Consider the following 23581-nt stretch of genomic DNA (forward strand, 5'->3'; position numbering starts at 1 on the left):
CACGGGGGAAGATGTGTTCGACGTGATCGTGGTCGGCGGTGGACCGACCGGAATGATGCTGGCCGCCGAGCTGCGCCTTCAGGGCGTCGGCGTGCTCGTGCTGGAGCGGGACGCCGAGCCGCCGCCGTACGTGCGGTCACTCGGCCTGCACGTCCGCAGCATCGAGGTGATGGACCAGCGCGGGCTGCTGGAGCGGTTCCTCGACAACGGCGGCAAGCATCCGATCCGGGGATTCTTCGCCGGCATCGACAAGCCCGCGCCCGCCGACCTGGACACCGCACACCCGTACGTCCTCGGCATCCCGCAGACGCTCACCGACCGGCTGCTCGCCGACCACGCCGCCGAGGTCGGGGCCGAGATCCGGCGCGGCCGTGCGGTGACCGGGCTGGAGCAGGACGACGACGGCGTGACGGTCCACCTCGACGGCGAGCCCTCGGAGCCGTTGCGGGCGCGGTTCGCGGTCGGCTGCGACGGCGGGCGCAGCACCGTCCGGAAGCTGCTCGGCGTCGGATTCCCCGGCGAGCCGTCGACAGTCGACACGCTGCTGGGCGAGATGGAGGTGACCGCCTCGCCGGACGAGATCACCACGATCATGACCGAGGTACGCCGCACCGAGAAGCGGTTCGGGCTCGGGCCGTCCGGCAGGCCCGGCGTGTTCCGGGTGGTCGTACCGGCGGCCGACGTCACTTCGGTGCCGCCGACGCTCGACGACTTCAAACGGCAACTGACCGCGTACGCGGGCACCAACTTCGGCGTGCACTCCCCCCGCTGGCTGTCGCGCTTCGGCGACGCGACCCGCCTGGCCGAGCGGTACCGGATCGCGCGGGTGTTCCTGGCCGGCGACGCCGCGCACATCCACCCGCCGCTGGGCGGGCAGGGGCTCAACCTGGGCATCCAGGACGCGTTCAACCTGGGCTGGAAGCTGGCGGCGGCCGTGAACGGATGGGCGCCGGACGGCCTGCTGGACACCTACGAGTCCGAGCGGCGGCCGGTCGCCGCCGACGTGCTGACCAACACGCGCGCCCAGATGCTGCTCACCACGAACGAGCCCGGACCGCAGGCCGTGCGGGAGGTGCTGACGCAGCTCATGGACTTCGACGAGGTCAACCGCTTCCTGATCGAGAAGGTCACGGCGATCGGCGTCCGGTACGACGTCGGCGAGGGGCACGCCCTGCTCGGGCGGCGGCTGCGCGACGTACCGCTGCCGCAGGGACGCCTGTACGAGCTGATGCGTACCGGCGGTGGGTTGTTGCTCGACGGGACCGGGAAGCTGTCGGTGGACGGCTGGGCCGACCGGGTCGGGCTCGTCGCCGGCACCGGCGACGAGCTGGACCTGCCGGCGGTGCTGTTGCGGCCGGACGGGCACGTGGTCTGGACCGGTGACGACCAGCGGACGCTGAACGACGCTCTCACCAGGTGGTTCGGCGGAGCGACGCGGTGAGCTGCCGCCGACCGCCGAAGGACGGTCAGGGTCCGGTCGTCTGGTAGCTGCGGAGCGCGGCTTCGGCGAGGCGGGTGAGGTGGTCGTCGCCGCCGGGCTCGTTGCCCTGCTCATGAACGGTCACCAGGGTGGTGCCGGTCCGGACGAGGATGCTGTCCCATTCGAGCGTGGTCGAACCGGAGGTCGCGCTGGAGTCGATGCGCATGCTCTCGTCGCCCAGTCGCGGGCCCGGCACCACCGCGAAACGGTAGCTGCCTCCGTCCTGGCCTGGTGACGCCACGGTAGGGCACCGGCCGATGAGCGTCCGCAGGTCCGCCATCGCCCCTCGGGCGCCGTCGTCGGCGTACGTCCTGAGCACTTCGTTCGCCACCCACGGGTAGTCGAGGCCCTCTGCGGAGCTGACTGTGGCAGCGGCCATCGCCGACGGAGTACCGGTCAGCCGGTTGGCCGACAACAGCGGAATCATGTCCGCACAGGGCACCTCGGGGCCGGGGCGCTGCCGGCCCGCATCCGGGGCCATGACCGTCGCGATGTCCACAGTGAACCCCGGTGGCAGCGCGTCCGTGGTCACCAGCCGCGCCGACAACGACGCGGAGTAGCCGGTGCCGCCGGCCGCCGGAATCGCGGACGGCTTCCGGGTGGTGCGCGTGCCGGTCGCCTCGGTCGTGGAGGGGACGGCTTCGCCCGCCGAACGATCCGCTGGATCAGCAGTAGAGGGTCCGCACGCGGCCACCACGCAGACCGCGCCCGCCGCGCCCAGCCTCCGTAGCACCATCCTGAGCACCGGGCAGACTCCATCTGTCGTACGGACGCGTCAGGCTACCAACGGGCGTGACTCCAATCGGCCGCCCGGCTGCGGGCCGGCTGCCGGCGGCAATCGCGCGTTCCTCTTCCCTTCCGGGGAGCTGGCTCCGCCTGCCGTGCCCTCCGGCGACACCGTCCTGGCGGCCGAGACGTCCGCCGTCACGTACGTGCCGATGCGGGACTCCGACGGCTACGGCGAGGCGCGCGAACGCTGGCGCGGTGAGTCGGGCCGACCGCTGCGAGACGTCCTCGGGCAACTCGGCGGACTGCCGGCGTGGCTTCAGTTCGACCAGACGCCCACCTGTCCCGTCTGTGCCCTGCCCATGTCGTTCGTCGTCCAGCTTGAGGAGGGCCACGATCACCGCACCGGCTTCAACTTCGGGGGCGGTGGCTGCGGGTACGGATTCCGCTGCCGGCCGTGCTCGACGGCGGCGTTCCTGTGGCAACAGTGACCTGCTTCTCAGGCTTGACGAAGGTCGATGGTAAGCCGTAGCTTACCGTTCGTGGGCACTTACCGAACCGAGGACGGGTGGGACGCCCTGGGCGACCCGACGCGGCGGGCGATCATCGCGTGTCTCGCGGAGCAGCCGCGGGCGGTCGGCGAGCTGGCCGCGGTGCTGCCGGTCAGCCGGCCAGCGGTGTCGCAGCATCTGCGGGTGCTGAAGGACGCCGGCCTCGTGACGGACCGCACGGCGGGCACGAAGCGTGTCTACCGGCTCAATCCCGCCGGCGTGGCCGCCCTACGAGATCAGCTCGACACCTACTGGAGCCGCGCGTTGGACGGCTTCAAGGACGTCGCCGAGCGCCCTGACGAGGAGGAATCATGAGTGGAACGGATGCGGTGGTACGGCGGCAGATCGTGGTCGACGCGCCGGTCGAGCGCGCCTTCGCGGTGTTCACGGAGCGGTTCGGCGACTTCAAGCCGAAGGAGCACAACCTGCTGTCGTCGCCGATCGCGGAGACGGTGTTCGAGCCGAAGGTCGGTGGACACATCTACGACCGCGCCGAGGACGGCAGCGAGTGCGCCTGGGCCCGGATCCTCGTCTTCGAGCCGCCGGACCGGCTCGTCTTCAGCTGGGACATCAGCCCGGCATGGCAGCTCGAACAGGATCTGGAGAACGCCAGCGAGGTCGAGGTCCGGTTCGTCGCCGAGACACCGGGGCGGACCCGGGTCGAGTTGGAGCACCGCAACCTGGACCGGCACGGTCCGGGCTGGGAGTCGGTTCGTGACGGCGTCGGCCACGATGAGGGCTGGCCGCTGTACCTGAACCGCTACGCCGGCCTGTTCACCGAGGCGAGATAGCGCAGAGTCCTGGGCCGCACGGTGCACGAGGAGCACGGGCTGATCCACCTCACGATGCACCCCACGCCGTTGCCGCAGGAGCCGACGGCGGCGCAATAGGCTCCAGATCGTGCACGGATTCACCGACGTCGACCGGCAGTCAGACCCGGACTCGTGGGTCGGCGTGCTCGATCGCTTCACCGACGAGCCCTTCTACCAGGCGTATCAGCATCGGGTCCGCGAACTGCTCCATCCGGTGCCCGGCCGGCGCTACGTCGAGGTCGGTGCGGGCACCGGGGCGAGCGCGGTCCGACTCCGAGACGAACACGACGCCTGCGTGGTGACCGTGGACCGCGCCGTCACCATGGCTGCCGCCATGCAGGCGCGCGGCTTGACGCGATGCGCCGTCGCCGACGCCCACCGGCTGCCGTTCCTCGACGACTCCTTCGACGGCGCCTGGTCCGACCGCACCGTGCAACACCTCGCCAATCCCCACGCCGCGATCGGGGAGCTCGTCAGGGTCGTCCGGCTGGGTGGCCGCATCGTCCTCGCGGACCCCGACTACGACACGCAGGTGCTCGACATCGCCGACCAGGATCTGGCGCGACGTGTGTTGCGGTTCCGGACTGACGTCCTCCTCCGCAACGGCACTCTGGCCCACCAGCACGCCGGCATGCTCGCCACGCTCGGCCTGGCCGACGTCACCGTCGAGCCCCGGACGCTGCTGGTTCGGAACCCGGCCGCCGCCGACAACGTGCTGGGCCTGCGCAGCTGGGCTGCCACAGCGGCTCAGCGCGGCGTACTCGAACCCGCCGAGGCCCGCGCGTTCGAAGACCAGTTCGACGAGGCCGTCGACGCGGGCCGGTTCACGTACGCGGTCACGTTCTTCCTCACCGCGGCGACCGTCACCTGAGACGGAGGGCACTGGCAGACTGTCGCCATGCCGCCCGAACCGGAGTCGTGGACCATCAGGCACTTCTCGCAGGCCAATCCAGTGGGTCCAGGACAGGACAGTGTCCCGGCGTTGCTACGCCGCATCGCCGACAGCATCGAACAGCGGCCGGGCATCGAGGTCCAGGACGTCGTCGTACAGAACGAGATTACTGCCGACGGTGACTGGTGGTCGGCCACCGTCTACTTCCACGAGCCGTCGCCCTAGCGAATTCGGCGCACAGGTCGGCTCGTCCGCCACTGAGGGCGACACAAGGGGTCGTGACACGTGGACCGACTCCTGAGGACTGCCGCCCTTTCTGCTTCACAAGATCGAGGCCACCTCTCCAACTAGCGGAGAAGGCCTCAGGGCTTGGTTGAGCTGAGGATTCGATTCGGTGGCTCGTCGATGCAGGCTAGGTGCCTTCTGGTCTGCTCGGGGAGCTACGCAGCGCCTGCGAGGGCGTCGCAGAAGCGCTGGTCAACCAACCATCTACTGAAAAGGACTGACTGACCTCGCGCGAGAAGGAACTGCTGCCCACACATCGAAGCAGAGCCTAAAACAGAGCGCTCCCTCCTGAGCCTGCCCACGCACCGGTGCGGCACACAAGCACCCATGCGCTGCGACCGGAGCTCGCGGCCTCTCCCTTGGAGTTCCGGCCGCCCCCTTCAAGACGAGTGCGTCGACAACACAGCCCTCGCAGCGCTGAGGGTTGGAAGTCGTTGCTGGAGATGGCAAGGTGTATTACATGGATACATCGACTGCCCTCAACGTGGCTGCCTTCATAGCATCTCTCATAGCTTTGTGCCTCTCGTCCGTAATCGCCCTTCAGCAAATCCGGATTTCTAGGCATGCTAATCAACTCCCCGTGGCGGTAGAATTTTTGTGGAAGGTGCGCACTGCCGAATTCCTCAGGCGAGAAGAGAACCTGTGGGCTGAGCTGCCGAAGCAGGATAAAGATCTACCATTCCTCGACCTTCCGGAGCCCGTGCGTGACGATGCCCAAGAGGTCGCCACTTTCTACCAAACGGTGTCATACCTAGTCGCCCTGGGAATCGTAGATGAGAGGCTAGCCATACTGCCGTTGCACTACAGGGCACCGAAGACCTGGTCAGCGATTCAGCAGTTCGTCATGAACGAGAGGGCGCGGCGCGACGGTCCGCTTTCATTCCTAAACGCCTTCGAACATTTGGTCGACACCATCAGCTCGTCGAATGCCTCAGCCCTATCAGGTGAATTGTTTCGAAGAAGACGATGACAGGAGCGCCACCAACAGCCTCACATCTTTGGCCAGCCAGCGGAACGCAGAACGATTCGTGGTGGTCGAGCCACCCTCGCCGCATTGGCGCTGACGAGCCCTATGCACCGAGCTGCGCGGCTCACGAGAAGCTAGGAATGCCCGCCTCGCGCAGATTCCAACGCCACAGCCGGGTTGTCTCGCGGTCGGCTCCACTCCCCCGGCGGTCAACGCGATCAGAATGGCCGTTCCAACTGGAGAAACGGCTGCCCTCGCTCGCCGCCCTCTGCAAGCACTACAACGTCAAGCAACACGATCATCCGCGCCGCCATGCTCGTGCCGCGAATGTGCGGGCACACGACGCGATTCGCCATCCACGTGGGTACGTGGTTGGCCTAGCTGCCGTACGAGAGTCCCCACCTGCGGGCTGAGAGGGCCTCCCGTCCGGGGCAGTGAGCGGGCCGACACCTGCCGGGGTGTAGGCAGGCGGGGCGTCGGGTACCTCGCGCCCAACCCCGCACCCCTGCTCAGGAGGACCTTATGACCGTCGTACTCGCCGTTGTCTGCAAAGACGGGGTGGTGATCGGCGCGGACTCCCAGATCACCGAGAGCGATCGCGGTCTGAGTTTCCCCGCCCAGAAGCTGCACCCACTGGGCGACTGCGCCGCCTGGGGCGGCAGCGGCGCGCGGGGTGTCCTCAACGACCTGCGCCCCCTTCTCCAGGACTCGGCCACCGCCATCCTCGAAGCACCGGACATCGGCGACGAGTTGCAGGAGCGCGTCCTGCCCGTCTTCAAGAAGCACTACGAGAACTACATTCCGGACGTGCCCGGCGAGGGCAGCGGCGGCGGGGTGTCGGCGTACCTGCTCGCGGCCGGCTACAGCCAGGGCGGGCCGTGGATCGTGGAGATCAACCCCAACGGGCTCATCGGCCGCTACGAGGACGTGGGCTTCCACGCCATCGGCTCCGGCGCACCCATGGCCCAGCAGGCCGGCGCGCTGCTGTCCCACTTCCGGATGACCACGCGCACCGTCGAGTACGGCGTGGTGGGCGTGGTGCGGGTGCTGGAAGCGCTGGAGCGGACCTCGCCGTCGGTCGGCGGGCCGTTCAGCGTGGCGTGCATCCGCGAGGAGGGCGCGCACCACCTCGACGAGAAGGAGATCGCCAAGGCGCTGAAGGACGCCGAGCGCTGGCGCGACCTCGAACAGAAGGCGCTCGACGACCTGTTCGACTGACCGCCGGCGGCTGCCGTTCGAGATCGGAAAAGGCCGTCTCCCATCGATGGGAGACGGCCTTCGAACTGGGTGGAGCTGAGGGGATTTGAACCCCTGACCCCCTCGATGCGAACGAGGTGCGCTACCGGTCTGCGCCACAGCCCCTCCGCCGGCGAACCGACGTCGGTCCCACCCAGCTTTCACCGGGTGGGCCGGCGACAAGGCTAACAGGTCGCGCCGCCACGACGCGAACCGACCCACCGCCCCCGTAGATCTTGGAAGAAAGCGGCCCCCAGAGGGGCCCAATTCTTCCAAGATCGCTATCGAGCGCAGCACCGGCGAGGCAGGTGAGGGGTCAGGCGCCCCGGCCGGACTGGTAGGGGCGTCCGCGCAGGCCGCCCGCTCGCCGGTAGGACACCGAACCGCCGCTCGCGGCCGGCGGCAGGTCCGCGGGACGGTCCAGCCCCATCGCCGTACGCCGGACCGCCTCGCGCTGGGCGGCCAGCCGGCGCTGCGCCTCCCGCCGGGCCGCCGCGCGCCGGGCCTGCTCGCGGCGCACCTCGGCCTGGCGGGCGGCCAGCCAGGCCGCCTCGCGGGCGTCCGCGCGCCGCCGTCGGCGCTCGGCCAGGGCGCGCTGCCGCAGGTGTACGACGTACGCCACGAGCAGTGCGCCGGTGACCGAGACGCTGATCCAGAACCCGGGTCCGACGAGCACCACGCCGCCCAGCTCGACCAGGTTGAGCAGCAGCAGCGCGGCCAGCACCCGGCGCCGGCGGTAGATCGCCGGGGTGTGCCGCCGCCGGGGCGGGTGCCGTCGGCGGGACTGGGCCGGCACCGCGGAGACGGGCCGGAGCCGCCCGGAGCGACGCCGCAGCGGTGGCGCGGAGACCGGGCGGGCGAGACTGCCCGTGTCGGAATCTTCACTGAGGGTCACGACGAGGGAGCGCGGAGGGTGCAGCGGTCGCCGCCCGGGCACGGTGCGCCGTCGACGCTGGCGCTGGAGCACCCGCGCCGTCGACTGCGCCCGCTCCGCCACCAGCCGCTCGGTGGCGTCGTACCGGCGGACCAGCGCCGGAGCGAGGGCGAGCAGACCGGCGGCGGCGAGGACGGCGAGGAGCACCGACGTGGGCACCCTCACCCCTCCCGTCACCAAAGTTCGGGGCGAGCGTCACACCGCCGCAACTTCTTCCGTCGACCGTCGTTTACGGCGCACTTCGTGCGGGCGGGCAGCGCTTGCCACAGCTTGCAGTTACTTGAGGTTACGGGCCGCCGACCCGGTTCACAGTGCGCCGCGCCGGGCGTTCGCCTCAGCGGCGGTTGTCACGTACGCGGTGCCACCGCGCCAGCAGTCCGCCCTCGGCGACCACTTCCTCGCCGGTCATCGCGTATCCGATGTGGTCGCGCCACGCGCCGTCGATGTGCATGTAGCGCACGTGATAGGCCTCCTCGCGGAAGCCGAGCTTCTCCACCACCCGGCGGGACGGCATGTTCTCCGGCCGGATGTTCACCTCGATCCGGTGCAGGCCGCCCGGCCCGAACGCGTGGTCCACGGCGAGCGCCACAGCGGTCGGGATCACGCCGCGACCGGCCACCCTGGAGTCCACCCAGTAGCCCACGTACCCGGAGCAGAACGCCCGCCGCACGATGCTGCCGATGTTGACGTGACCGACCAGCCGCTCCTGCCCGTTCTCGCGCAGGCAGACCGCGAACGGCATGCCCTCACCGGTACGCGCCGACTTGCGCTGGTCGGCGTGCACCAGGCGGAACGCGGCGGGCGAGTTCGTCTCGTACCAGCCACCGGGCACATGGGACTCCCACGGCGCCAGCCACTCCCGGTTCGCGCGCCGGATCTCCGACCATGCGGTGGCGTCCGAACGCCGGTACGGCCGCAGCACCACCGGACCGTCCACCAGCACCGCCGGCCACCCCGGCGCCCGCCGGAACCTCACCGAGCTTGCCTTCCGCTCGCGACTGCGGGGCTCGCAAGCTCACTCCTCGCGCTCACCGAGCCGGCCCTTCGCTCGCGACTGCGGGGCTCGCAAGCTCACTCCTCGCGCTCACCGGCGCCGGTCCAGCAGGAGAACATCCACCGTAGACCCGGCGGCGGCGGTGGTGACCCGCTCGCCGAGCACCAACAGGCCGTTGGCCTCGGCGAGGCCGGAGAGCGTGTACGGGCCACCGGCCAGCGGCTGCACCGTGTACCCGCCACCGCGCCGCTCGGCCACGTGCGCGGGCCGGAACTCGCGCAGCCCCACCGGGGACGAGACCGTCTCCAGCAGGTGTGCGCGGACGCTCGGCCGGAACACCGGTTCGGCGCCGGCCAGCAGTTGGATGGCCGGGCGGGCCAGCACCTCGAAGCCGATCAGCGCCGCGCCGGGCTCACCGGGAAGACACACCACCGGCACCTCCTCGGCGCCGACCGTACCGAACCCGAGGGCCGTTCCGGGATAGAGGGCCACCTCTGTGAAGGTGACCGGCCCGGCCCGGCCGCCGTCGCGGCGGGACAGGATGCGGCGGACCATGTCGCCGGGGCCGGTGCCGGTGCCGCCGGTGGTGATGATCAGATCGGCGCGCAGCGTCTGGTCCTCCAACAGGCCGCGCAGCGCCTCCGGGTCGTCGTCGCAGATCCCCACCCGGTACGCGAGCGCGCCCGCCTCCGCCGCCGCCGCGGTCAGCGCGTGCGAGTTGGTGTCCACCACCTGCCCGGGCTGGCTGCCCCGGCCCACGTCCACCAGCTCGTCGCCGGTGGCCACGATGACCACGCGCGGGCTGGGCCGTACCACCACGTGCCCGATGCCGGTGGCGGCGAACACCGCGACCAGGGCCGGGGAGACGTACGCGCCGGCGCGGGCGAGCAGCGTGCCGGCGACCAGTTCGTCCCCGGCGCGGCGCAGGCCGTACCCCCGTTTGGGGGCGCGGAAGATCTCGACGGCGGCCATGCCCTGGTCGGTCCACTCCACCGGGACGACCACGTCGGCGCCGATCGGCAGCGGTGCGCCCGCCGCCACCGAGAAGCAGGCGCCGGGGGTGAGCCGCACCGGCCGCCAGCTCGCCGCGCCCAGGTCACCGACCACGTTGAGGCGGATGCTGCGGCCGCCGGGCATACCGGAGGGGGCCGGGACGTAGCCCGGCCCCCGACTCCCACCGGAGATGTCCTCCCAGCGCGCGGCGTACCCGTCCACCGCCGCCTGGTCGAAGGCGGGGTACGAGTGCGGGGCGACCACGTCCTCGGCGAGCACGTTGCCGTACGCCTGGGTCAGGTCGAGGTCGAGTGGAGGCAGCGCTCGTAACCTGCGCAGCACACTGCCCAGGTAGTCGGCGAGCGGCGTCAACTCGTTCGCGGCCGCCTCGGCGTCGGCCGTCGCGGTCATGTATCGGCACCGCCGGACGCGTCACGGATGCCGTTGAGCACCGCAGCGGTGACCGTCTCGTCGCCGTTGTTGACGAACTCGGTCAGCCACTTGCGGAACTCGGCGCCCAGGTCCTCCCGCTCGGCGGCGATCTGCACCACGGTCTGGAGGTAGCCGAGCGGCATGCCGGTGTCGTAGCGGGTGCCCCGGTAGACGATGGCGTGCACCGGCACCCCCTCGGTACGCAGCAGCTCCATCGCGTCGGTCAGCTGGATCTCGCCGCCGCTGCCCGGCTGGGTACGCCGGATCGCGTCGAAGATCTTCCCGGGCAGGACGTACCGGCCGAGGACCGCGAGGTTGCTGGGGGCGTCCTCCGGGCTGGGCTTCTCCACCATGCCGGTGACCTTGACGACCTCGGCGATGTCGGCGTATTCCGACTCGGCCGGCTCGACCGACGCGATGCCGTATCGACTGGTCTCGGCCGGGTCGACCTCGAAGAACGCGAGCACCACACCGCCGGTGCGCGCCTGGAGTTCCAGCATGGCCGGCAGCAGCGGCTCGGACGGCTTGACGAACTCGTCGCCGAGCAGCACCGCGAAGGGCGCGTCGCCGACGTGCGACTCGGCGTACCCGACGGCGTGGCCGAGGCCGAGCTGTTCCGGCTGGCGGACCGTGTAGATCGAGGCCAGTTCCTCGGTGCGCTTGACCTCGGCCAGCAGCTCGGGCTTCTTGGCGAGCCGTTCCTCCAGGTCCGGCCGGCGGTCGAAGTGGTCCACCATCGAGGTCTTGCCGCGACCGGTGATCAGCAGGATGTCGTCGATGCCGGCCTGCGCGGCCTCCTCGACGATGTACTGCAGCACCGGCCGGTCGACGACCGGCAGCAGTTCCTTCGGAACCGCCTTGGTGGCCGGCAGGAACCGGGTGGCCAGGCCGGCGGCCGGGATCACGGCCTTGACCGCGCGGGAGCGGCCGGGGGCCGCTGAGGGGTTCGCTGAGTGCTCCGACATGTCGCGAGACTATCGGCCACGGCTCTGCCGCGGCGGGTGAGGACCGGAAGACGCGCCGCCCTGGACGGTGCCCGCCGGGTCCGCCGCGCCGGCCCGGGGCAGCCCGTCCGGTGGGCCGGCACCGGCGGCCGCCACCGGGATCTCCTGGGTGGGCACCGGATCGGGCGCCGGGGCGAGCCGGTAGCCGTCACGTCCGGCGGCCTTCGCCGCGTACAACGCGTCGTCGGCGGCGTCGAGCACCTGCTGGCCGTCTGCGGCGTGGTCCGGATAGACGGCGATGCCGATGGAGACGGTCACCGGCACCCGCACCGGCTCGTCGCCGTTCCCCTCGACCGCCACCGGCTGGTCGCGTACCACCGCGCCGAGCCGCTCGGCGACGATCGTGGCGCCCCGGGCGTCGGTCTCCGGCAGCAGCACCACGAACTCCTCGCCGCCCTGCCGGAACGCCAGGTCCACCTCGCGGATCACGCCGCGTACCCGGCGCGCGAACTCGACCAGCACGGCATCCCCGGCGGCGTGCCCCCAGGTGTCGTTGACGTTCTTGAACCGGTCCAGGTCGAGCGCGAGCACGCTGAGCATGCGGCCGAACCGGTTCGCCCGCTCCACCTCGCGGCGGATCGACTCCCGCAGGTAGCGGTAGTTCCACAGCCCGGTGAGCGGGTCGGTGAGGGAGAGCCGCTGCGCCTCCTCGTGGACCCGGACGTTCTCCACGGCGACCGCGGCGTGCCCGGCGAACGTCCGCAGCGTCACCACGTCGTCGTCGTGGAACTCGTGCCCGCCGAGCCGGTCGTAGAGCACGAGCACGCCGAGCGCCGCGCAGGCCGAGCCGGGCGGTTCGCCGTCGGCGGGCGGGTGGCCGGGCCGGTCCGGGCCGCGCGGCTCGGCGGCGCCGGGGGTGGCGAACGGCACCGCCACGTACGTCTCGCAGGACGGCTCCCCCGTCTCCGTGTCCGGCGACGCCCACCGCCCGCGCAGCGGTTCGCCGGTGGCGGCCACCGCGCCGAGCACCCCGGCGCCGACCGGCACCCGCAGCGTCGCCGGGTCGGCCGGGTCGCCCGTGGGCCAGCGCCCGGTCAGTCCCTCCACGCACCGGCCGACGAGGACGCCGTCGCCGTCGACCAGCAGCACCGCGCCGGCCCGGGCGCCGGTGGCGGCGATCGCGCTGTCCAGGATCACCCGCAGGATGCGTTGCAGGTCGTGCGTGCTGGCGAGCGTGTCGCCGAGCACCGCGAGGTGGTTGCGGATCTGGTCGCGGCTGCTGGTCAGCGCCGTCACGTAGGTGCCGGTCTCCCGGGTCATCCGGTTGAACGCGCTGGCCAGCCGCCCGATCTCGTCGCGGCTGCGCACCGGCACCCGGGCGCTCAGGTCACCGCGCGCCACCCGGTCCACCGCGCCGGCCAGCTCACCGAGCGGCCGGGTGGTCACCCGGGCCAGGCGCCAGGCCGCGAGCACTGCCAGCAGGGCGGCGAGCGCGACCGCGGCGATCAGCGCCCCGTACAGGCCGGGCGCGCGTTCCCCCGGCACCGACAGCACCAGCGGCAGCGGCTGACCGGGAGACGGACCGACGCGCCGCACGTACCGGCCGTCGCCGGTGCCGGTCACCCGGTTCCCGTCCGCCTTGCCGGCGGCGGCCAGCACCGCTGCGCGTACCCCCTGGGCCTCGGTCGTGTGGGTGATGCCGCCGGGGTCGTCGAGGAGGGTGACCCCGACGCCGGTCACGGCGGCGAGCCGCGCCACGAAGGCCCGGTCGACGGGCTGGGCGGCGGCGACCGCGCCCAGGTCGGTGCCGGCCGGGTCGCGGAGCCCGACCTGGGCGGAGAGCGCCCCGGCTCCGGTGGCGGGCGTGCCGGCGCAGTCCTGCCAGCGTCCGGCCGGCTCGCCGGCCGTGGCGTAGGTGGTGCGGCCGGCGGCGTCGGCCATCCGCACGGCGGCGGCCAGGCCCCGGGCGACCACCTGGTCGGCCGCGCGCGAGCGGGCGGCCGGGTCGCCGACCAGCGCGACCGCGTCCGCCGCCGCGCGTAGTTGCTGGCAGAGCGCGTCGATCGAGGTACGGACGCCGGCCGCGGCCAGACCGAGCCGCTCGGTGGCGCGGCTGTGGTCGACGGCGCTGAGCGTGACCCCGACGAAGAACGCGCCGAGCAGGACGGGGCCGAGGACCACCGCGAGGAAAGCCGCCGTCAACCGCCCGCGTAGCGTCAATCTTCCCCCCGGAAGTTCCGCTCCCTTGGTGCGATGCTGACACAGAGCGACCATTAGGCAAGCGTTGCGTCAGGAGTGTTGCGTGCCGGAATTTTCGGATGAAGCGCACGATGCGAAGCGGGAGATGCGCATCGCGCTACTCGCCGCGCGCCGGTCGCTGTCCGCGGCCGACCGCGCGGTGGCCGCGGCCGCCGTCCAGGCCGAGCTGGTGACGTTGGTACGCCGGCTGCGGCCGGCCAGGATGAGCGCGTACGTGCCGGTCGCCTCCGAGCCCGGCGGGGACGACCTGCCGGACGTGCTGCGCGCCGCGCTGCCGCCCGACGCCGAGCTGCTGCTGCCGGTGCTCCGCGACGACCTGGACCTGGACTGGGCCCCGTACACCGGCCCGGAGTCGTTGCGCGCCGCCGGCCGGGGTCTGCGCGAGCCGACCGCGCCGCCCCGGGGGCGTGCCGCAGTGGCTGGGGCCGCCCTGGTCGTGGTGCCGGCGGTGGCGGTGGACCGCCGGGGCGTGCGGCTGGGCCGGGGCGGCGGCTCGTACGACCGCGCGCTGGCCCGGGTGCCCGCCACCGTGCCGACCGTGGCGCTGCTGCACGACGGCGAGCTGGTCGAGGCGGTGCCCGCCCTGCCGCACGACCGCCCGGTGCACTGTGTGATCACTCCGGCGGACGGACTGGTGGCGGTCCCGGGTGTGGGCCCGGGCGCTTCCGCTGGACGAACCCGGGGGTCATGACGCACCATTGGCACTCGAAGACCAGGAGTGCCAACAGGCCGTGCCCAAAGATCCGGAGGAGAACGTGCCCACGTACCAGTACGCCTGCACCGCGTGCGGCCACCAGCTCGAGGCGGTGCAGTCCTTCTCGGACGACCCGCTGACCGAGTGCCCGGCGTGTGAGGGGCGGCTGCGAAAGCTCTTCAACTCGGTGGGCATCGTGTTCAAGGGCTCCGGCTTCTACCGCACGGACTCCCGTTCGTCCGGCTCCGACAACGGCACCGCGGCCACGAGCAAGCCGGCCAAGTCCGAGTCGTCCTCGTCCTCGTCCTCGTCGTCGTCGGATTCCTCGTCCTCGTCGTCCTCCTCGTCCGGGTCGTCCTCCTCGTCCGGTTCCGGGTCGGGGTCGGGGTCGACTGCGAGCAAGGCGCCGGCGGCGTCCAGCTCGTCCTGAATCAGCCTTCGCGCTTCTCACGCGACACGTGGCCGTCCCCGCTCGGGGACGGCCACGTTCCGTTCGCGGCGGATGCTCGCCAGCTCGGCGAGGTTGCTGCACCGGCCGGCGGCGGATGCTCGCCGGCTCGGCGAGGTTGCTGCACCGGCCGGCGGATGCTCGCCAGTTCGGAGGTTGCTGCACCGGCCGGCGGATGCTCGCCAGCTCGGCGAGGTTGCTGCATCCGCTCGTCCGGAAGCAGCAATCTCCCCGAGCTGGCGGCCCCCGCCGCACCGGACCTCCGCGCTGGTGACGGCGGGCCTTCCGGGGAACGGTTTTCCACAGGCCGGCGGGTTATCCACAGGGGCGGGCGATGGGGCGGCGCGCGTCGGGGGGCCGGTCCTAGCCTGCGGGTCGGACGGTTGGCCGGCGGCGGGAGGCAGCGGTGACGGATGGCGAGACGACGTTACGGCCGGTCCGCTGGCGCGGGCTGCCCCGGCGCCGGACGCTGCTGCGGGTGACGCTCGTCGCGGTTCTGCTGGGGCTGGCCGCGGCGGTGCTCCAGACGCCGCCGTCCTGCCCACCACCTCGCGCGTTGCCGTCCGCCCCGGCGACCGCGTCACCGTCCGGCGGCATCCGCGCCCTGCCGGCCGGTGCGGTGGGCGTACCGATCCGGCTGGCCGAGCCGGCCGCCCTCGCGGTGCTGCGCCCGGGTGCACGGGTCGACCTGCTCGTCGTGCCGGCCGGCGGTTCGCCCGACCCGACGCTGCTGGCTCCGCGCGCGTTGGTGCTCGACGTGGTCGGCGCCGCCGGAGCGGTCGACGGCTCCTCGGCGCTCTACCTGGCGCTGCCGCCGGAGCAGGCCCGGCGGGCGGTCGGGTTGCCGGAGGGCAGTCGCTTCGCCGTGGTGGTACGCGGCTGACGTGAGCACGGCGGGAGGCCTCGGCGCGGCGCCATCGGCCCTCGACGATCCGCTCGGCGCGATCTGGCCACTGCGGCGCGATCTGGCCACTGCGGCGCGATCTGGCCACTGCGGCGCGATCAGGCCGCTGCGGCGCGATCAGGCCGCTGCGGCGCGATCAGGCCGCTGCGGCGCGATCAGGCCGCTGCGGCGCGATCAGGCCGCTGCGGCGCGATCAGGCCGCTGCGGCGCGATCAGGCCCAGTGCGGAGGGCGCTCGGCGAGCAGCCAGTCGTCGTTGCCGCCGGGGCGCTCGCCCCAGCCGCGGTCGGTGTCGTCGCTGGTCTGTTCGGGCAGCACCACGAAGTCGTCGCTGAGGTCGACCACGCGGTCGTCGTCGCGCGGTGCCCGGATGGCGGGGTCGGTCACGAGCAGCAACGATACCGCCGGACGGGCCGCCGGCTCGATCCCCGGGACCGGCCGGATCGACCCGAGCCCGGCCGTACCGGCCCGGAAGCCGCCGGACCGCCACCCACAGGGCGCAAGGGGCCGGGGTGGCGGTGATCGACGCGTCGGGCGGCCGACCGGCCGGGGCGTTGGTAGCGTCGGACGGCGTGACGACGCCGAGCGGTGGCAGCCCCGACGACGAGACCTGGCGACGCCCGGAGCAACCGGCCACAGCCGGGGAGAACGCCCCCGGGGCGGTCCCCCGGGGCGGTGCGGACAGCGCGGACGTCCACCCGGCCGGTCCCGGACCTCGGCCGGGTGACCCCCGTGACGCCGGTGACGCTGGTGACGCCGGTGACCCCCGTGACGCCGGTGACCCCCGTGACGCCGGTGACGCCGGTGACGTCCGTGACGCCGGTGACGCCGGTGACGTCCGTGACGCCCGTGACGTAGGCGGAGCATATGGGTCGGACCGCACCGCCGAACCGGACCACACCGCCGACCCGGCCGGGGCCGCCGGGCAGCCCGAGCCGGCCGCCCTCCCGGCGGAGCCGACCGCCCTCACAGCAGAGCCGACCGCCCTCCCGGTGGAACCGGCCTCCTTCCCCGCGGAGCGGGCCGTCACCGAGGGCGTCGAGACGACCGGAGCAGCCGCCGACAACCCCGAGGCGGCCGGGAACGCCAGCCCGTGGTCGCGTGGGGCGGCCACCGAGAGCCCGTGGGCCCGGCCGGAGGCGGCAGGCGGCTGGACGGTGGCCGGCGGCGCGTGGCCGGGCGCGCCCGGTGCCGGCCCGCCCGGTGGTGGCCCGCAGTTCGGGGGCGGCGCGCCCGGTGGTGGCCCGCCGCCCTCGGGATACGCGGGACCGCCGCCGAGCACGCCTCCGCCGCCCGGCTGGCGGCCACCGGTACACGTGCAGCCGTCACCGCCCCGCCGGCTCCCGCCGCAGGACATGGCCGCGATGGACCAGGCGGAGCAGCGCGCGCAGCGGCTCACCTACGGCATCGGGGCGGTCGTCGCCGTGGTGCTGGTGCTGCTCACCTGCCTGCTCTGCTCGCGGGTGCTGTTCTGAGTCAGACGACGCCGTCCCAGACCATCTTGGCGCCGCTGTCCCCGGTCCAGTACACGTACACGAGCGCGAAGACCGCGAGCACCGCCACCACGACGGTGAGCACGATCGGGAGCCAGCGGGGCAGGTTCCGGCCCGCGACGAGGCGGCTCGTCGACAGCACGAGCAGCAGCGCGGCGACGCCGAGCCCGAGCGCGAACCAGAACAGCGTGTCGCCGTACTCGGCGTGCTCGCTGATCTGCTGGAGCCGGTCCGGCGGGTAGCCCTTCGCGCGCAGGGCCTCCTCCAGCTCCTCGCCGGACTCGGTCGCGACCCAGGCGACGATCGGGGTGACCACGGCGAGCGCCGCGACCGCCCAGCCGAGGCGGGGCCGCCAGCGGGGCAGCACCCCGTACCCGACGGCGAGCAGTGCCAGCAGCGGCACCAGCACCACCGCCGCGTGGATGACGAGCACATGGACGGGCAGACCGTTGATTTCCCTGAACACCGACACCTCCGGCGAGTGGGTGGTTTGGCGCGCTCAGCGTACGGCGTGACGCCGTCTGCCTCGATACACGCGAGCGCGGCGCCGCCGGTTCACCTGTGGCCCCGGCCACGGGTGAACAACGCTCGCTTGTCGGCCCGCCTGCCCCGTGCTGTCATGGATCCATGTCCACAGGTGAGGAGCTGCTCCGGTCGAGGGGCCTACGGGTCACCCGGCCGCGTCTCGCCGTGCTGGACGTGCTCTCCGCCGGCGGTCACCTGGAGGTCGACGAGATCACCCGGCGGGTCCGCCAGCGGATCGACTCGGTCTCCACCCAGGCCGTCTACGACGTGCTCGGTGCCCTGTCCCGGGCCGGGCTGTCCCGCCGGATCGAGCCGGCCGGCAGTCCCGCGCGGTACGAGGCCCGGGTCGGCGACAACCACCACCACGTGGTGTGCCGGGGCTGCGGTGAGATCGCCGACGTGGACTGCGCGGTCGGCAGCGCACCCTGCCTGGACCCGAACGTGGCGCACGGCTTCGAGCTGGACGAGGCGGAAGTGACCTTCTGGGGCCTCTGCCCGTCCTGCCAGTCCCGCCGCTCCGCCGACGACTGACCGCCGCACCGTCGACCGACCGCCGCACCGGGACGCCCGGCGACGGCGCGTGGCACTCTTGATCGGTGGACACCGAGGACCTCGGCCTCTTCGGTCCGGGATCGGTCACGTGGAAGGTGCACGAGGAACCGATCCTGATCGTCGCCGGCCTGCGCTCGCTCTACCTCCAGGCGCTGCACCCGCGCGCGATGGCCGGCGTCGCGCAGAACAGCAACTACCGCACGGACGCCTGGGGCCGGCTGGTCCGCACGGCGACGTACGTGGCGACGACGATCTACGGCACGACGGCCGAGGCGGAGGCGGCCGGGCGACGGCTGCGTACGCGGCACGCCCGGATGCGCGCCACCGACCCGTTCACCGGTGAGGAGTTCCGCGTCGACGATCCGGAGCTGCTGCGCTGGGTGCACGTGACCGAGGTCGAGTCGTTCGTGAGCACCGCCCGGCGGGCCGGTCTGGCGCTCACCGACGACGAGGTGGACGGCTACTACACCGAGCAGCGCCGGTCGGCGTCCCTGGTCGGGCTGGACCCGGACGACGTACCGGGGACCGCCGCCGAGGTGGCTGACTACTACCGGGACGTACGCCCGCAGTTGCGGATGACCCGGGAGGCGGCCGAGACCGCGGTGTTCCTGACCGCGCCGCCGATCCCGTGGAAGGTCAGCCTGCCGGCGCGGGTCGGCCTGAACCTGGGTCCGCCGCGCTGGGCGTACTTCGGGATCGCCGCCACCGCGCTGGGAATGCTGCCGCCGTGGGCGTTGCGACTCTACGGCGGGCTGGGCCTGCCCACCACCGCCCTGTCGGCGGACCTGAGCGCGCGGGCGCTGCGGCTGGCGCTGGCGGCGGTGCCCCGGCGCTACCGGGAGGGCCCGTTGCAGCAGGCCGCTAAGGAACGCGCCGCCCGCCTGACCGCGGCCTGACGCCGCCGCGCACTCACTCCGGTCCGGCGAACCGCTCGACCGCGGACCAGGGCTCCTTGCCCGGGGTCTGCGCGCCGGTCGGGCACGTACGCCGGTAGTCGCACCAGCCGCACCGCGGCCCCGGTTCGGTGGGGAACGCCGCGTCAGGGTCGGCGCCGTCGGCCACGGCGCGTTCGGCGGCCATGATGTCGCGGGCGGTGTCCTCCGCGCGGGTGAGCTGCCGGTGCAGGGACTCCGGCGTGTGCTCGTGGGCGGCGACGGTGCCGGTGGGCAGGTGGTGCAGCTCGACCCGGCGGCACGGCTTGCGGAACACCCGCTCGGCCGCGTACGCGTAGAGCGCGAGCGCCTGCGAGCCGCGCGCGTCGTCGGCGTCGAGCCCGGTGCGGCCGGTCTTGTAGTCGACGATGACCAGCTCGGGCCGCCCGTCCGGGCCGGGACGCGAGTCGATCCGGTCGGTGCGGCCGTTGAACGCGAGCACAGCGGTCTTGACCGCGACGACCCGTTCCACGCCGACCGGCTCGTCGGCCGGGTCGAGGCCCGCCACGTAGCTCTCCAGCCAGGTCAGCGCCCGCCGGAAGGCGTCGCGCTCCTGCTCGTCGTCGCGGTAGCCCTCGCGGACCCAGGTGCCCTTGAGCAGCGTGCCGAGCACCTCGGGGCGGCGGCGGTCGGCGGCCAGCGCGTACCAGTTCTTCAGCGCGGTGTGGACGCTCGCACCGAGCGAGTTGTGCGCCCACGGCGGGCCTTTCGGCGGCGCGGGCCGGTCCACGTAGGCGTAGCGGTAGCGGCGGGGGCAGTCCGCGTATGTGCCGAGTTTGCTCGGGGTGCAGACGAACAGGCGTTCCGGCATGCCCTCGAAGCCGAGCTGCTCGGACTGCTCGGCGCGGGGTCGGGGAGCCCGGGAGCCGGTGGGGCCGGCTGCTGACGGTCGTCGCACCCCTGAGATCCTGCCACCCCGGTACGACAGCGGACGAAGCGCTCAGGCGTTGTTCAGGTACTGGGTCACGAACGCGGCGATCGCGTCGGCGATGAGCTGCACGGCGATGGCGGCCAGCAGCAGGCCGGCGATCCGGGTCAGCACCTCGATGCCGCCGGGGCGCAGCACCTTGACGATCCCGCCGGAGAAGCGCAGCACCACCCAGACCGTCACCATCACCGCGACGATCGCCAGCGCGATGGCGAGGTAGTCGACGGGACCGCCGGCCTGCTGCACGAACAGCATGGTGGCCACGATGGCGCCCGGCCCGGCCAGCAGCGGGGTGCCCAGCGGCACCAGCGCGATGTTGGAGGTGACCTGCTGGCTCGGGTCGTCCGCCTTGCCGGTCAGCAGCTCCAGCGCGACCAGGATCAGCAGCAGACCGCCGGCGGCCTGGAGCGCGGGCAGGTCGACGTGCAGGTATGCCAGGATCGTCTGCCCCGCCACCGCGAAGATCACGATGACCCCGAGCGCCAGCGCCACGGCCTGCCAGGCGGCCCGGTTCCGGTCGCGCGCGGGCAGCGGCCCGGTCAGCGCGAGGAAGATGGGCATCATTCCGGGCGGGTCGACGATCACCAGCAGGGTCACGAAGACCTCGCCGAAGAGCTTGAGATCCACGCGGACACGGTAGCCGTGCCGCCGGAGCGCTTCAGCTCGAAGCGACAGGGGTCACCCCGCGGGCCAGCGCGACGATCCGCTCGTACGCCTCGGGCCCGGTGGTGTACGCGCCGAGCCGGACGGTCTTGTGCGTGCCGTGGAAGTCGGACGATCCGGTGACCAGCAGTCCCAGGTCGGCGGCGAGCCCGCGGACGTGCTCCCGCTCGGCCGGGTCGTGGTCCTCGTGGTCGGCCTCCAGCCCGGCCAGGCCGGCCGCCGCCAGGTCCGCGACCAGCTCGTCCGGCACGATCCGGCCGCGCCGGCTGGCCTTCGGGTGGGCGAAGACGGGCACGCCGCCGGCCGCCCGCACCAGCGCCACCGCCTGGAACACCTCGATGTCGTCCTTCGGCAGCCGGTACCGCTCGCCGAGCCAGTCCGGCCCGAACGCCTCGGTGGTGGTGGCGACCAGACCGGCTCGGATCAGAGCCTGCGCGATGTGCGGGCGGCCGACGGTGCCGCCGCCCGCGCCGGCCAGGATCTCCGTCCAGCTCACCGGGACGCCGTCGGCCTGGAGCAGCCGGACGATGCGCTCGCCGCGTTCCTCGCGGGCCCGGCGGACCCGGGCCAGTTCCGCGGCCAGGTGCGGCTCGGCCGGGTCGAACAGGTAGGCGAGGAGGTGCAGCGGGATCGCCGGCTCGGCGCCGAACCAGCGGCAGGAGATCTCCGCGCCGCGGATCAGGGTGAGGCCGGGCGGCAGGGCGGCGACGGCGGGCGCCCAGCCCGCGGTGGTGTCGTGGTCGGTGAGTGCCACCACGTCGAGCCCCGCGTCGGCGGCGGCCCGGACCAGTTCGGCGGGGGTCAGGGTGCCGTCGCTGGCCGTGGAGTGGGTGTGCAGGTCGATGCGGGCGGGGACGCTCACCCGCCCGACGCTACGCCCCCTCGGGCACCGTGGGGACGTCGGCCACCACCACCGGGTGGTCCTCCGGCGCCAGCCCTTCGACCTTCGCGGCCGTGGGCCGGTCACCGGCCAGCACCCGCTCCGGCTTGACCCGGACCAGCCCGCCGCTCGCGTCCACGTGCAGCGCCACGCCGCCCCGGGTCCAGGCCACGCCGGCGGCCAGCACCGGGCCGGCCGGGTGGGTGACCGGGCTGGCCGGGTCGGCCAGGTCCACCAGGAGGGCGGTGCGCGAGGTGCCGTTCGCGAGCAGCCACCGGCCGTCGGAGGAGACGGCGCCGAGTCCGTCGGTGGCCAGCTTCAGGCCGCATCCGGTACGCACCGGGGCGAGGTCCCGGGCCGGGTCGAGCAGGGCGAGGCAGCGCTGCTGATCCCGGCCGGCGGCGACCAGGGCCACCACCCGGCCGTCGGGCCGGGTGCCGTAGACCGCGCGTACGTCCGGGTTCACCGGTCCCGGCTGCCCGCCCAGCGCGCGGTCCCAGACGCTCATCCCGCCGTCGCCGGGCTGCTGGATCAGCACGGAGTCGCCGGCGAAGCCGACCGGCACGGCGCCGTCCGGCACGGCGGTCCGGACCGGCGCGATGAGCTGGCCGGCGACCACACCGGCGGCGATCACGTCGGTGCCGTCCCGCCAGGCCACCTGGCGGCCGTCCGCGGAGACCGCCACCGCGTCCGCGGCGGCGAGCATGACCTGCGGCGCGGCGCCACCGACCGGCACCCACCAGAGGGTACGGCCGGCGACGGTGGCCGCCGAGGTGAGCAGCCAGCCCTCCTGGTCGTGGATCCGCTGGGCCCGTTCGACGCCGCTCACACCGGGCAGCTGCCGTCGTTCGCCGCCGCTGGTGTCCAGCCGGTCACCGACGAGCAGGTCGAGTTCGGCGCGGACCGGACCGAAACGGGTGATCGAGGACGGTCCGGAGGGCTCCGGGGACGGGAAGAGGACGGGCGGGTCGCCGAGCACGACAGTGGGCGTGCCGCCGTTGCCGCCCGACGCGCTGAACTGCGCCACCCCGGTGGTGATGAACACGGTGGCGACCCCGGCCAGGGCCAGGCCGGTGAGCGTACGCCGCCGGCCCGTGCGCCGCGCCCGGCGCAGGATCTCCCCGGCCGGGTCGGCGGGCAGCGGGCGGGACGTCGCGACGCGGCGGGTCAGCGTCTCCCGCAGCGCCCGCTCCAGCTCCTCGTCGCTCACGGGGAATGGACGCTCCGGGCTGCCGGTCCGGTTGTCACCGTGCTGCCGGGTGCCGCTCATCGGCTCTTCGCCGGGATCGGGACGGCGGGGCGGACCGGAGCCGCGGGTGGGGCCGGTCGCGGCACCCGGGCGGCGGGCTGCCGCGCGGGGGTACGGGCCGGTTCGGTGCCCCGGGCCGGCGGGACGGACCGGCCGCCCGCGGCGGGCGCGGTCGGTTTCGCCGCGGGCGCGTCGGCCGGTGCGGGCAGGCTCAGGGCCGCCTCGGAGCCGAGCCGGCGGCGCAGCGTGTTCAGCGCCCGGGAGGTCTGGCTCTTGACCGTGCCCGGGGAGATCTCCAGCAGCGCGGCGGTCTGCGCCTCGGACATGTCCTCGTAGAAGCGCAGCACCAGCACCGCCCGCTGCCGGGCCGGCAGCGCCTGGAGGTGCCGCCAGAGCGCGTCCCGGTCGAGTTGCTGCTCGATCTCGTCGACACCGGCGCGCTCCGGCAGCACCTCGGTGGGGCGCTCGCCGTGCCAGCGGCGCCGCCACCAGCTGGTGGACGTGTTGACCATGACGCGGCGGGCGTACGGCTCGATGGCGTCGATCCCGCCGAGCCGCTTCCAGGCGAGGTAGGTCTTGGTCAGCGCGGTCTGGAGCAGGTCCTCGGCGGTGGCCCAGTCACCGGCGAGCAGGTACGCGGTACGCAGCAGCGCGCCGGACCGGGCCGCGACGAATTCGCGGAACTCCTCCTCCAGCGGATCTCTGCTCGCCACGCTCATCTCCCCCCGTCCTGCCTGGCAGAATGCCACGGCCGGGCCGGTCGGGTCGATGGCGGAAGGTGTGCAGTTCATCCGATGTTCGGACGAAAA

At 73.2% G+C, this 23581-nt stretch carries 27 protein-coding genes and 1 tRNA gene; 13 read left to right on the plus strand and 15 right to left on the minus strand.

Features of this window, described 5'->3' with window-relative positions:
• The first annotated feature begins 13 nt into the window (after positions 1-13).
• Positions 14-1441 (plus strand): rifampin monooxygenase, encoded by a 1428-nt coding sequence (rox, locus tag ACN27C_RS03865; RefSeq protein WP_422750445.1) that lies wholly within the window; start codon positions 14-16, stop codon positions 1439-1441.
• Positions 1442-1466: 25 nt separating this feature from the next.
• Here the strand turns inward: rox and ACN27C_RS03870 are convergent, their stop codons facing one another.
• Positions 1467-2225, minus strand: a complete 759-nt coding sequence (locus ACN27C_RS03870; RefSeq protein WP_422750446.1) for a hypothetical protein — start codon at positions 2223-2225, stop codon at positions 1467-1469.
• A gap of 193 nt (positions 2226-2418) precedes the next feature.
• Between ACN27C_RS03870 and ACN27C_RS03875 the strand changes: the two genes are divergently transcribed.
• From ACN27C_RS03875 to ACN27C_RS03905, 7 genes are all read left to right on the plus strand, one after another.
• A complete protein-coding gene (locus ACN27C_RS03875; RefSeq protein ID WP_422750447.1) occupies positions 2419-2697 on the plus strand; it encodes a hypothetical protein in 279 nt (92 codons plus the stop codon).
• A gap of 27 nt (positions 2698-2724) precedes the next feature.
• A complete protein-coding gene (locus tag ACN27C_RS03880) occupies positions 2725-3072 on the plus strand; it encodes an ArsR/SmtB family transcription factor (RefSeq protein ID WP_013473924.1) in 348 nt (115 codons plus the stop codon).
• Positions 3069-3548 (plus strand): SRPBCC family protein, encoded by a 480-nt coding sequence (locus ACN27C_RS03885; protein WP_091415186.1) that lies wholly within the window; start codon positions 3069-3071, stop codon positions 3546-3548. The genes ACN27C_RS03880 and ACN27C_RS03885 overlap by 4 nt, the downstream gene beginning before the upstream one ends.
• A gap of 109 nt (positions 3549-3657) precedes the next feature.
• The gene (locus ACN27C_RS03890) at positions 3658-4440 is read left to right on the plus strand and encodes a methyltransferase domain-containing protein (protein WP_422750448.1); all 783 of its coding nucleotides are present in this window, start codon (positions 3658-3660) and stop codon (positions 4438-4440) included.
• Between the two features lie 81 nt (positions 4441-4521).
• On the plus strand, positions 4522-4686 hold the full coding sequence (locus ACN27C_RS03895; RefSeq protein WP_422750449.1) for a hypothetical protein: 165 nt from the start codon (positions 4522-4524) through the stop codon (positions 4684-4686).
• Between the two features lie 520 nt (positions 4687-5206).
• Positions 5207-5716: a DUF4760 domain-containing protein gene (locus ACN27C_RS03900; protein WP_147457827.1), complete on the plus strand. Its 510-nt coding sequence runs from the start codon at positions 5207-5209 to the stop codon at positions 5714-5716.
• A 519-nt stretch (positions 5717-6235) separates the two neighbouring features.
• Entirely contained in the window at positions 6236-6931 is a 696-nt protein-coding gene (locus ACN27C_RS03905; protein WP_120571748.1) for a proteasome protein, read from the plus strand.
• A gap of 70 nt (positions 6932-7001) precedes the next feature.
• On the opposite strand, the gene ACN27C_RS03910 is transcribed toward ACN27C_RS03905, so the two are convergent.
• The 6 genes from ACN27C_RS03910 to ACN27C_RS03935 form a co-directional block, all read right to left on the minus strand.
• A tRNA-Ala gene (locus tag ACN27C_RS03910) sits at positions 7002-7075 on the minus strand.
• A 190-nt stretch (positions 7076-7265) separates the two neighbouring features.
• Complete coding sequence (locus tag ACN27C_RS03915; RefSeq protein ID WP_175438611.1) at positions 7266-8048, minus strand: hypothetical protein; 783 nt, start codon at positions 8046-8048, stop codon at positions 7266-7268.
• A 169-nt stretch (positions 8049-8217) separates the two neighbouring features.
• Positions 8218-8859: a GNAT family N-acetyltransferase gene (locus ACN27C_RS03920; protein ID WP_091415176.1), complete on the minus strand. Its 642-nt coding sequence runs from the start codon at positions 8857-8859 to the stop codon at positions 8218-8220.
• Positions 8860-8967: 108 nt separating this feature from the next.
• Positions 8968-10281, minus strand: a complete 1314-nt coding sequence (glp, locus tag ACN27C_RS03925; protein WP_120571749.1) for a gephyrin-like molybdotransferase Glp — start codon at positions 10279-10281, stop codon at positions 8968-8970.
• Complete coding sequence (locus ACN27C_RS03930) at positions 10278-11267, minus strand: UTP--glucose-1-phosphate uridylyltransferase (protein WP_422750450.1); 990 nt, start codon at positions 11265-11267, stop codon at positions 10278-10280. Before ACN27C_RS03930 ends, glp begins: the two co-directional genes overlap by 4 nt.
• A 9-nt stretch (positions 11268-11276) precedes the next feature.
• Positions 11277-13466, minus strand: a complete 2190-nt coding sequence (locus ACN27C_RS03935; RefSeq protein ID WP_422750451.1) for a diguanylate cyclase — start codon at positions 13464-13466, stop codon at positions 11277-11279.
• Positions 13467-13548: 82 nt separating this feature from the next.
• Between ACN27C_RS03935 and ACN27C_RS03940 the strand changes: the two genes are divergently transcribed.
• Positions 13549-14196, plus strand: a complete 648-nt coding sequence (locus ACN27C_RS03940) for a 5-formyltetrahydrofolate cyclo-ligase (RefSeq protein WP_393154979.1) — start codon at positions 13549-13551, stop codon at positions 14194-14196.
• A gap of 219 nt (positions 14197-14415) precedes the next feature.
• Here the strand turns inward: ACN27C_RS03940 and ACN27C_RS03945 are convergent, their stop codons facing one another.
• Positions 14416-14601 carry a hypothetical protein gene (locus ACN27C_RS03945; RefSeq protein WP_422751713.1) on the minus strand — a complete coding sequence of 62 codons (186 nt, stop codon included), beginning with the start codon at positions 14599-14601 and terminating at the stop codon, positions 14416-14418.
• 452 nt (positions 14602-15053) lie between these two features.
• Between ACN27C_RS03945 and ACN27C_RS03950 the strand changes: the two genes are divergently transcribed.
• Entirely contained in the window at positions 15054-15530 is a 477-nt protein-coding gene (locus tag ACN27C_RS03950; protein WP_421499671.1) for a flagellar biosynthesis protein FlgA, read from the plus strand.
• A 233-nt stretch (positions 15531-15763) separates the two neighbouring features.
• On the opposite strand, the gene ACN27C_RS03955 is transcribed toward ACN27C_RS03950, so the two are convergent.
• Positions 15764-15937: a hypothetical protein gene (locus ACN27C_RS03955; protein WP_422750452.1), complete on the minus strand. Its 174-nt coding sequence runs from the start codon at positions 15935-15937 to the stop codon at positions 15764-15766.
• Positions 15938-16122: 185 nt separating this feature from the next.
• Between ACN27C_RS03955 and ACN27C_RS03960 the strand changes: the two genes are divergently transcribed.
• Entirely contained in the window at positions 16123-17025 is a 903-nt protein-coding gene (locus tag ACN27C_RS03960) for a hypothetical protein (RefSeq protein ID WP_422750453.1), read from the plus strand.
• A gap of 1 nt (position 17026) precedes the next feature.
• Here ACN27C_RS03960 and ACN27C_RS03965 read toward each other — a convergent pair whose 3' ends face one another.
• Positions 17027-17509: a DUF2231 domain-containing protein gene (locus ACN27C_RS03965; protein WP_121683262.1), complete on the minus strand. Its 483-nt coding sequence runs from the start codon at positions 17507-17509 to the stop codon at positions 17027-17029.
• A gap of 161 nt (positions 17510-17670) precedes the next feature.
• Between ACN27C_RS03965 and ACN27C_RS03970 the strand changes: the two genes are divergently transcribed.
• Positions 17671-18099: a Fur family transcriptional regulator gene (locus ACN27C_RS03970; RefSeq protein ID WP_120571756.1), complete on the plus strand. Its 429-nt coding sequence runs from the start codon at positions 17671-17673 to the stop codon at positions 18097-18099.
• Between the two features lie 65 nt (positions 18100-18164).
• Positions 18165-19016, plus strand: a complete 852-nt coding sequence (locus ACN27C_RS03975) for an oxygenase MpaB family protein (protein ID WP_120571757.1) — start codon at positions 18165-18167, stop codon at positions 19014-19016.
• Positions 19017-19029: 13 nt separating this feature from the next.
• Here ACN27C_RS03975 and ACN27C_RS03980 read toward each other — a convergent pair whose 3' ends face one another.
• From ACN27C_RS03980 to ACN27C_RS04000, 5 genes are all read right to left on the minus strand, one after another.
• Entirely contained in the window at positions 19030-19863 is an 834-nt protein-coding gene (locus tag ACN27C_RS03980) for a RecB family exonuclease (RefSeq protein WP_252452419.1), read from the minus strand.
• 129 nt (positions 19864-19992) lie between these two features.
• The gene (locus ACN27C_RS03985) at positions 19993-20607 is read right to left on the minus strand and encodes a MarC family protein (RefSeq protein ID WP_120571759.1); all 615 of its coding nucleotides are present in this window, start codon (positions 20605-20607) and stop codon (positions 19993-19995) included.
• A gap of 31 nt (positions 20608-20638) precedes the next feature.
• The gene (locus ACN27C_RS03990) at positions 20639-21505 is read right to left on the minus strand and encodes a PHP domain-containing protein (RefSeq protein ID WP_422750454.1); all 867 of its coding nucleotides are present in this window, start codon (positions 21503-21505) and stop codon (positions 20639-20641) included.
• 10 nt (positions 21506-21515) lie between these two features.
• Positions 21516-22733: a hypothetical protein gene (locus ACN27C_RS03995; RefSeq protein WP_422750455.1), complete on the minus strand. Its 1218-nt coding sequence runs from the start codon at positions 22731-22733 to the stop codon at positions 21516-21518.
• Between the two features lie 56 nt (positions 22734-22789).
• Positions 22790-23485: a SigE family RNA polymerase sigma factor gene (locus ACN27C_RS04000; protein ID WP_422750456.1), complete on the minus strand. Its 696-nt coding sequence runs from the start codon at positions 23483-23485 to the stop codon at positions 22790-22792.
• Positions 23486-23581: the final 96 nt, after the last annotated feature.

It is taken from the genome of Micromonospora sp. WMMD1219 (assembly GCF_049315215.1).
Lineage (GTDB): Bacteria > Actinomycetota > Actinomycetes > Mycobacteriales > Micromonosporaceae > Micromonospora > Micromonospora tulbaghiae.

Excerpts from the sequence above, each read along its gene's own strand:
- ACN27C_RS03875 (WP_422750447.1), top strand. The coding sequence starts at position 2,419 with ATGCGGGACTCCGACGGCTACGGCGAGGCGCGCGAACGCTGGCGCGGT.
- ACN27C_RS03880 (WP_013473924.1), top strand. The coding sequence starts at position 2,725 with ATGGTAAGCCGTAGCTTACCGTTCGTGGGCACTTACCGAACCGAGGAC.
- ACN27C_RS03885 (WP_091415186.1), top strand. The coding sequence starts at position 3,069 with ATGAGTGGAACGGATGCGGTGGTACGGCGGCAGATCGTGGTCGACGCG.
- ACN27C_RS03900 (WP_147457827.1), top strand. The coding sequence starts at position 5,207 with ATGGATACATCGACTGCCCTCAACGTGGCTGCCTTCATAGCATCTCTC.
- ACN27C_RS03905 (WP_120571748.1), top strand. The coding sequence starts at position 6,236 with ATGACCGTCGTACTCGCCGTTGTCTGCAAAGACGGGGTGGTGATCGGC.
- glp (WP_120571749.1), bottom strand. The coding sequence starts at position 10,281 with ATGACCGCGACGGCCGACGCCGAGGCGGCCGCGAACGAGTTGACGCCG.
- ACN27C_RS03930 (WP_422750450.1), bottom strand. The coding sequence starts at position 11,267 with ATGTCGGAGCACTCAGCGAACCCCTCAGCGGCCCCCGGCCGCTCCCGC.
- ACN27C_RS03970 (WP_120571756.1), top strand. The coding sequence starts at position 17,671 with ATGTCCACAGGTGAGGAGCTGCTCCGGTCGAGGGGCCTACGGGTCACC.
- ACN27C_RS03980 (WP_252452419.1), bottom strand. The coding sequence starts at position 19,863 with ATGCCGGAACGCCTGTTCGTCTGCACCCCGAGCAAACTCGGCACATAC.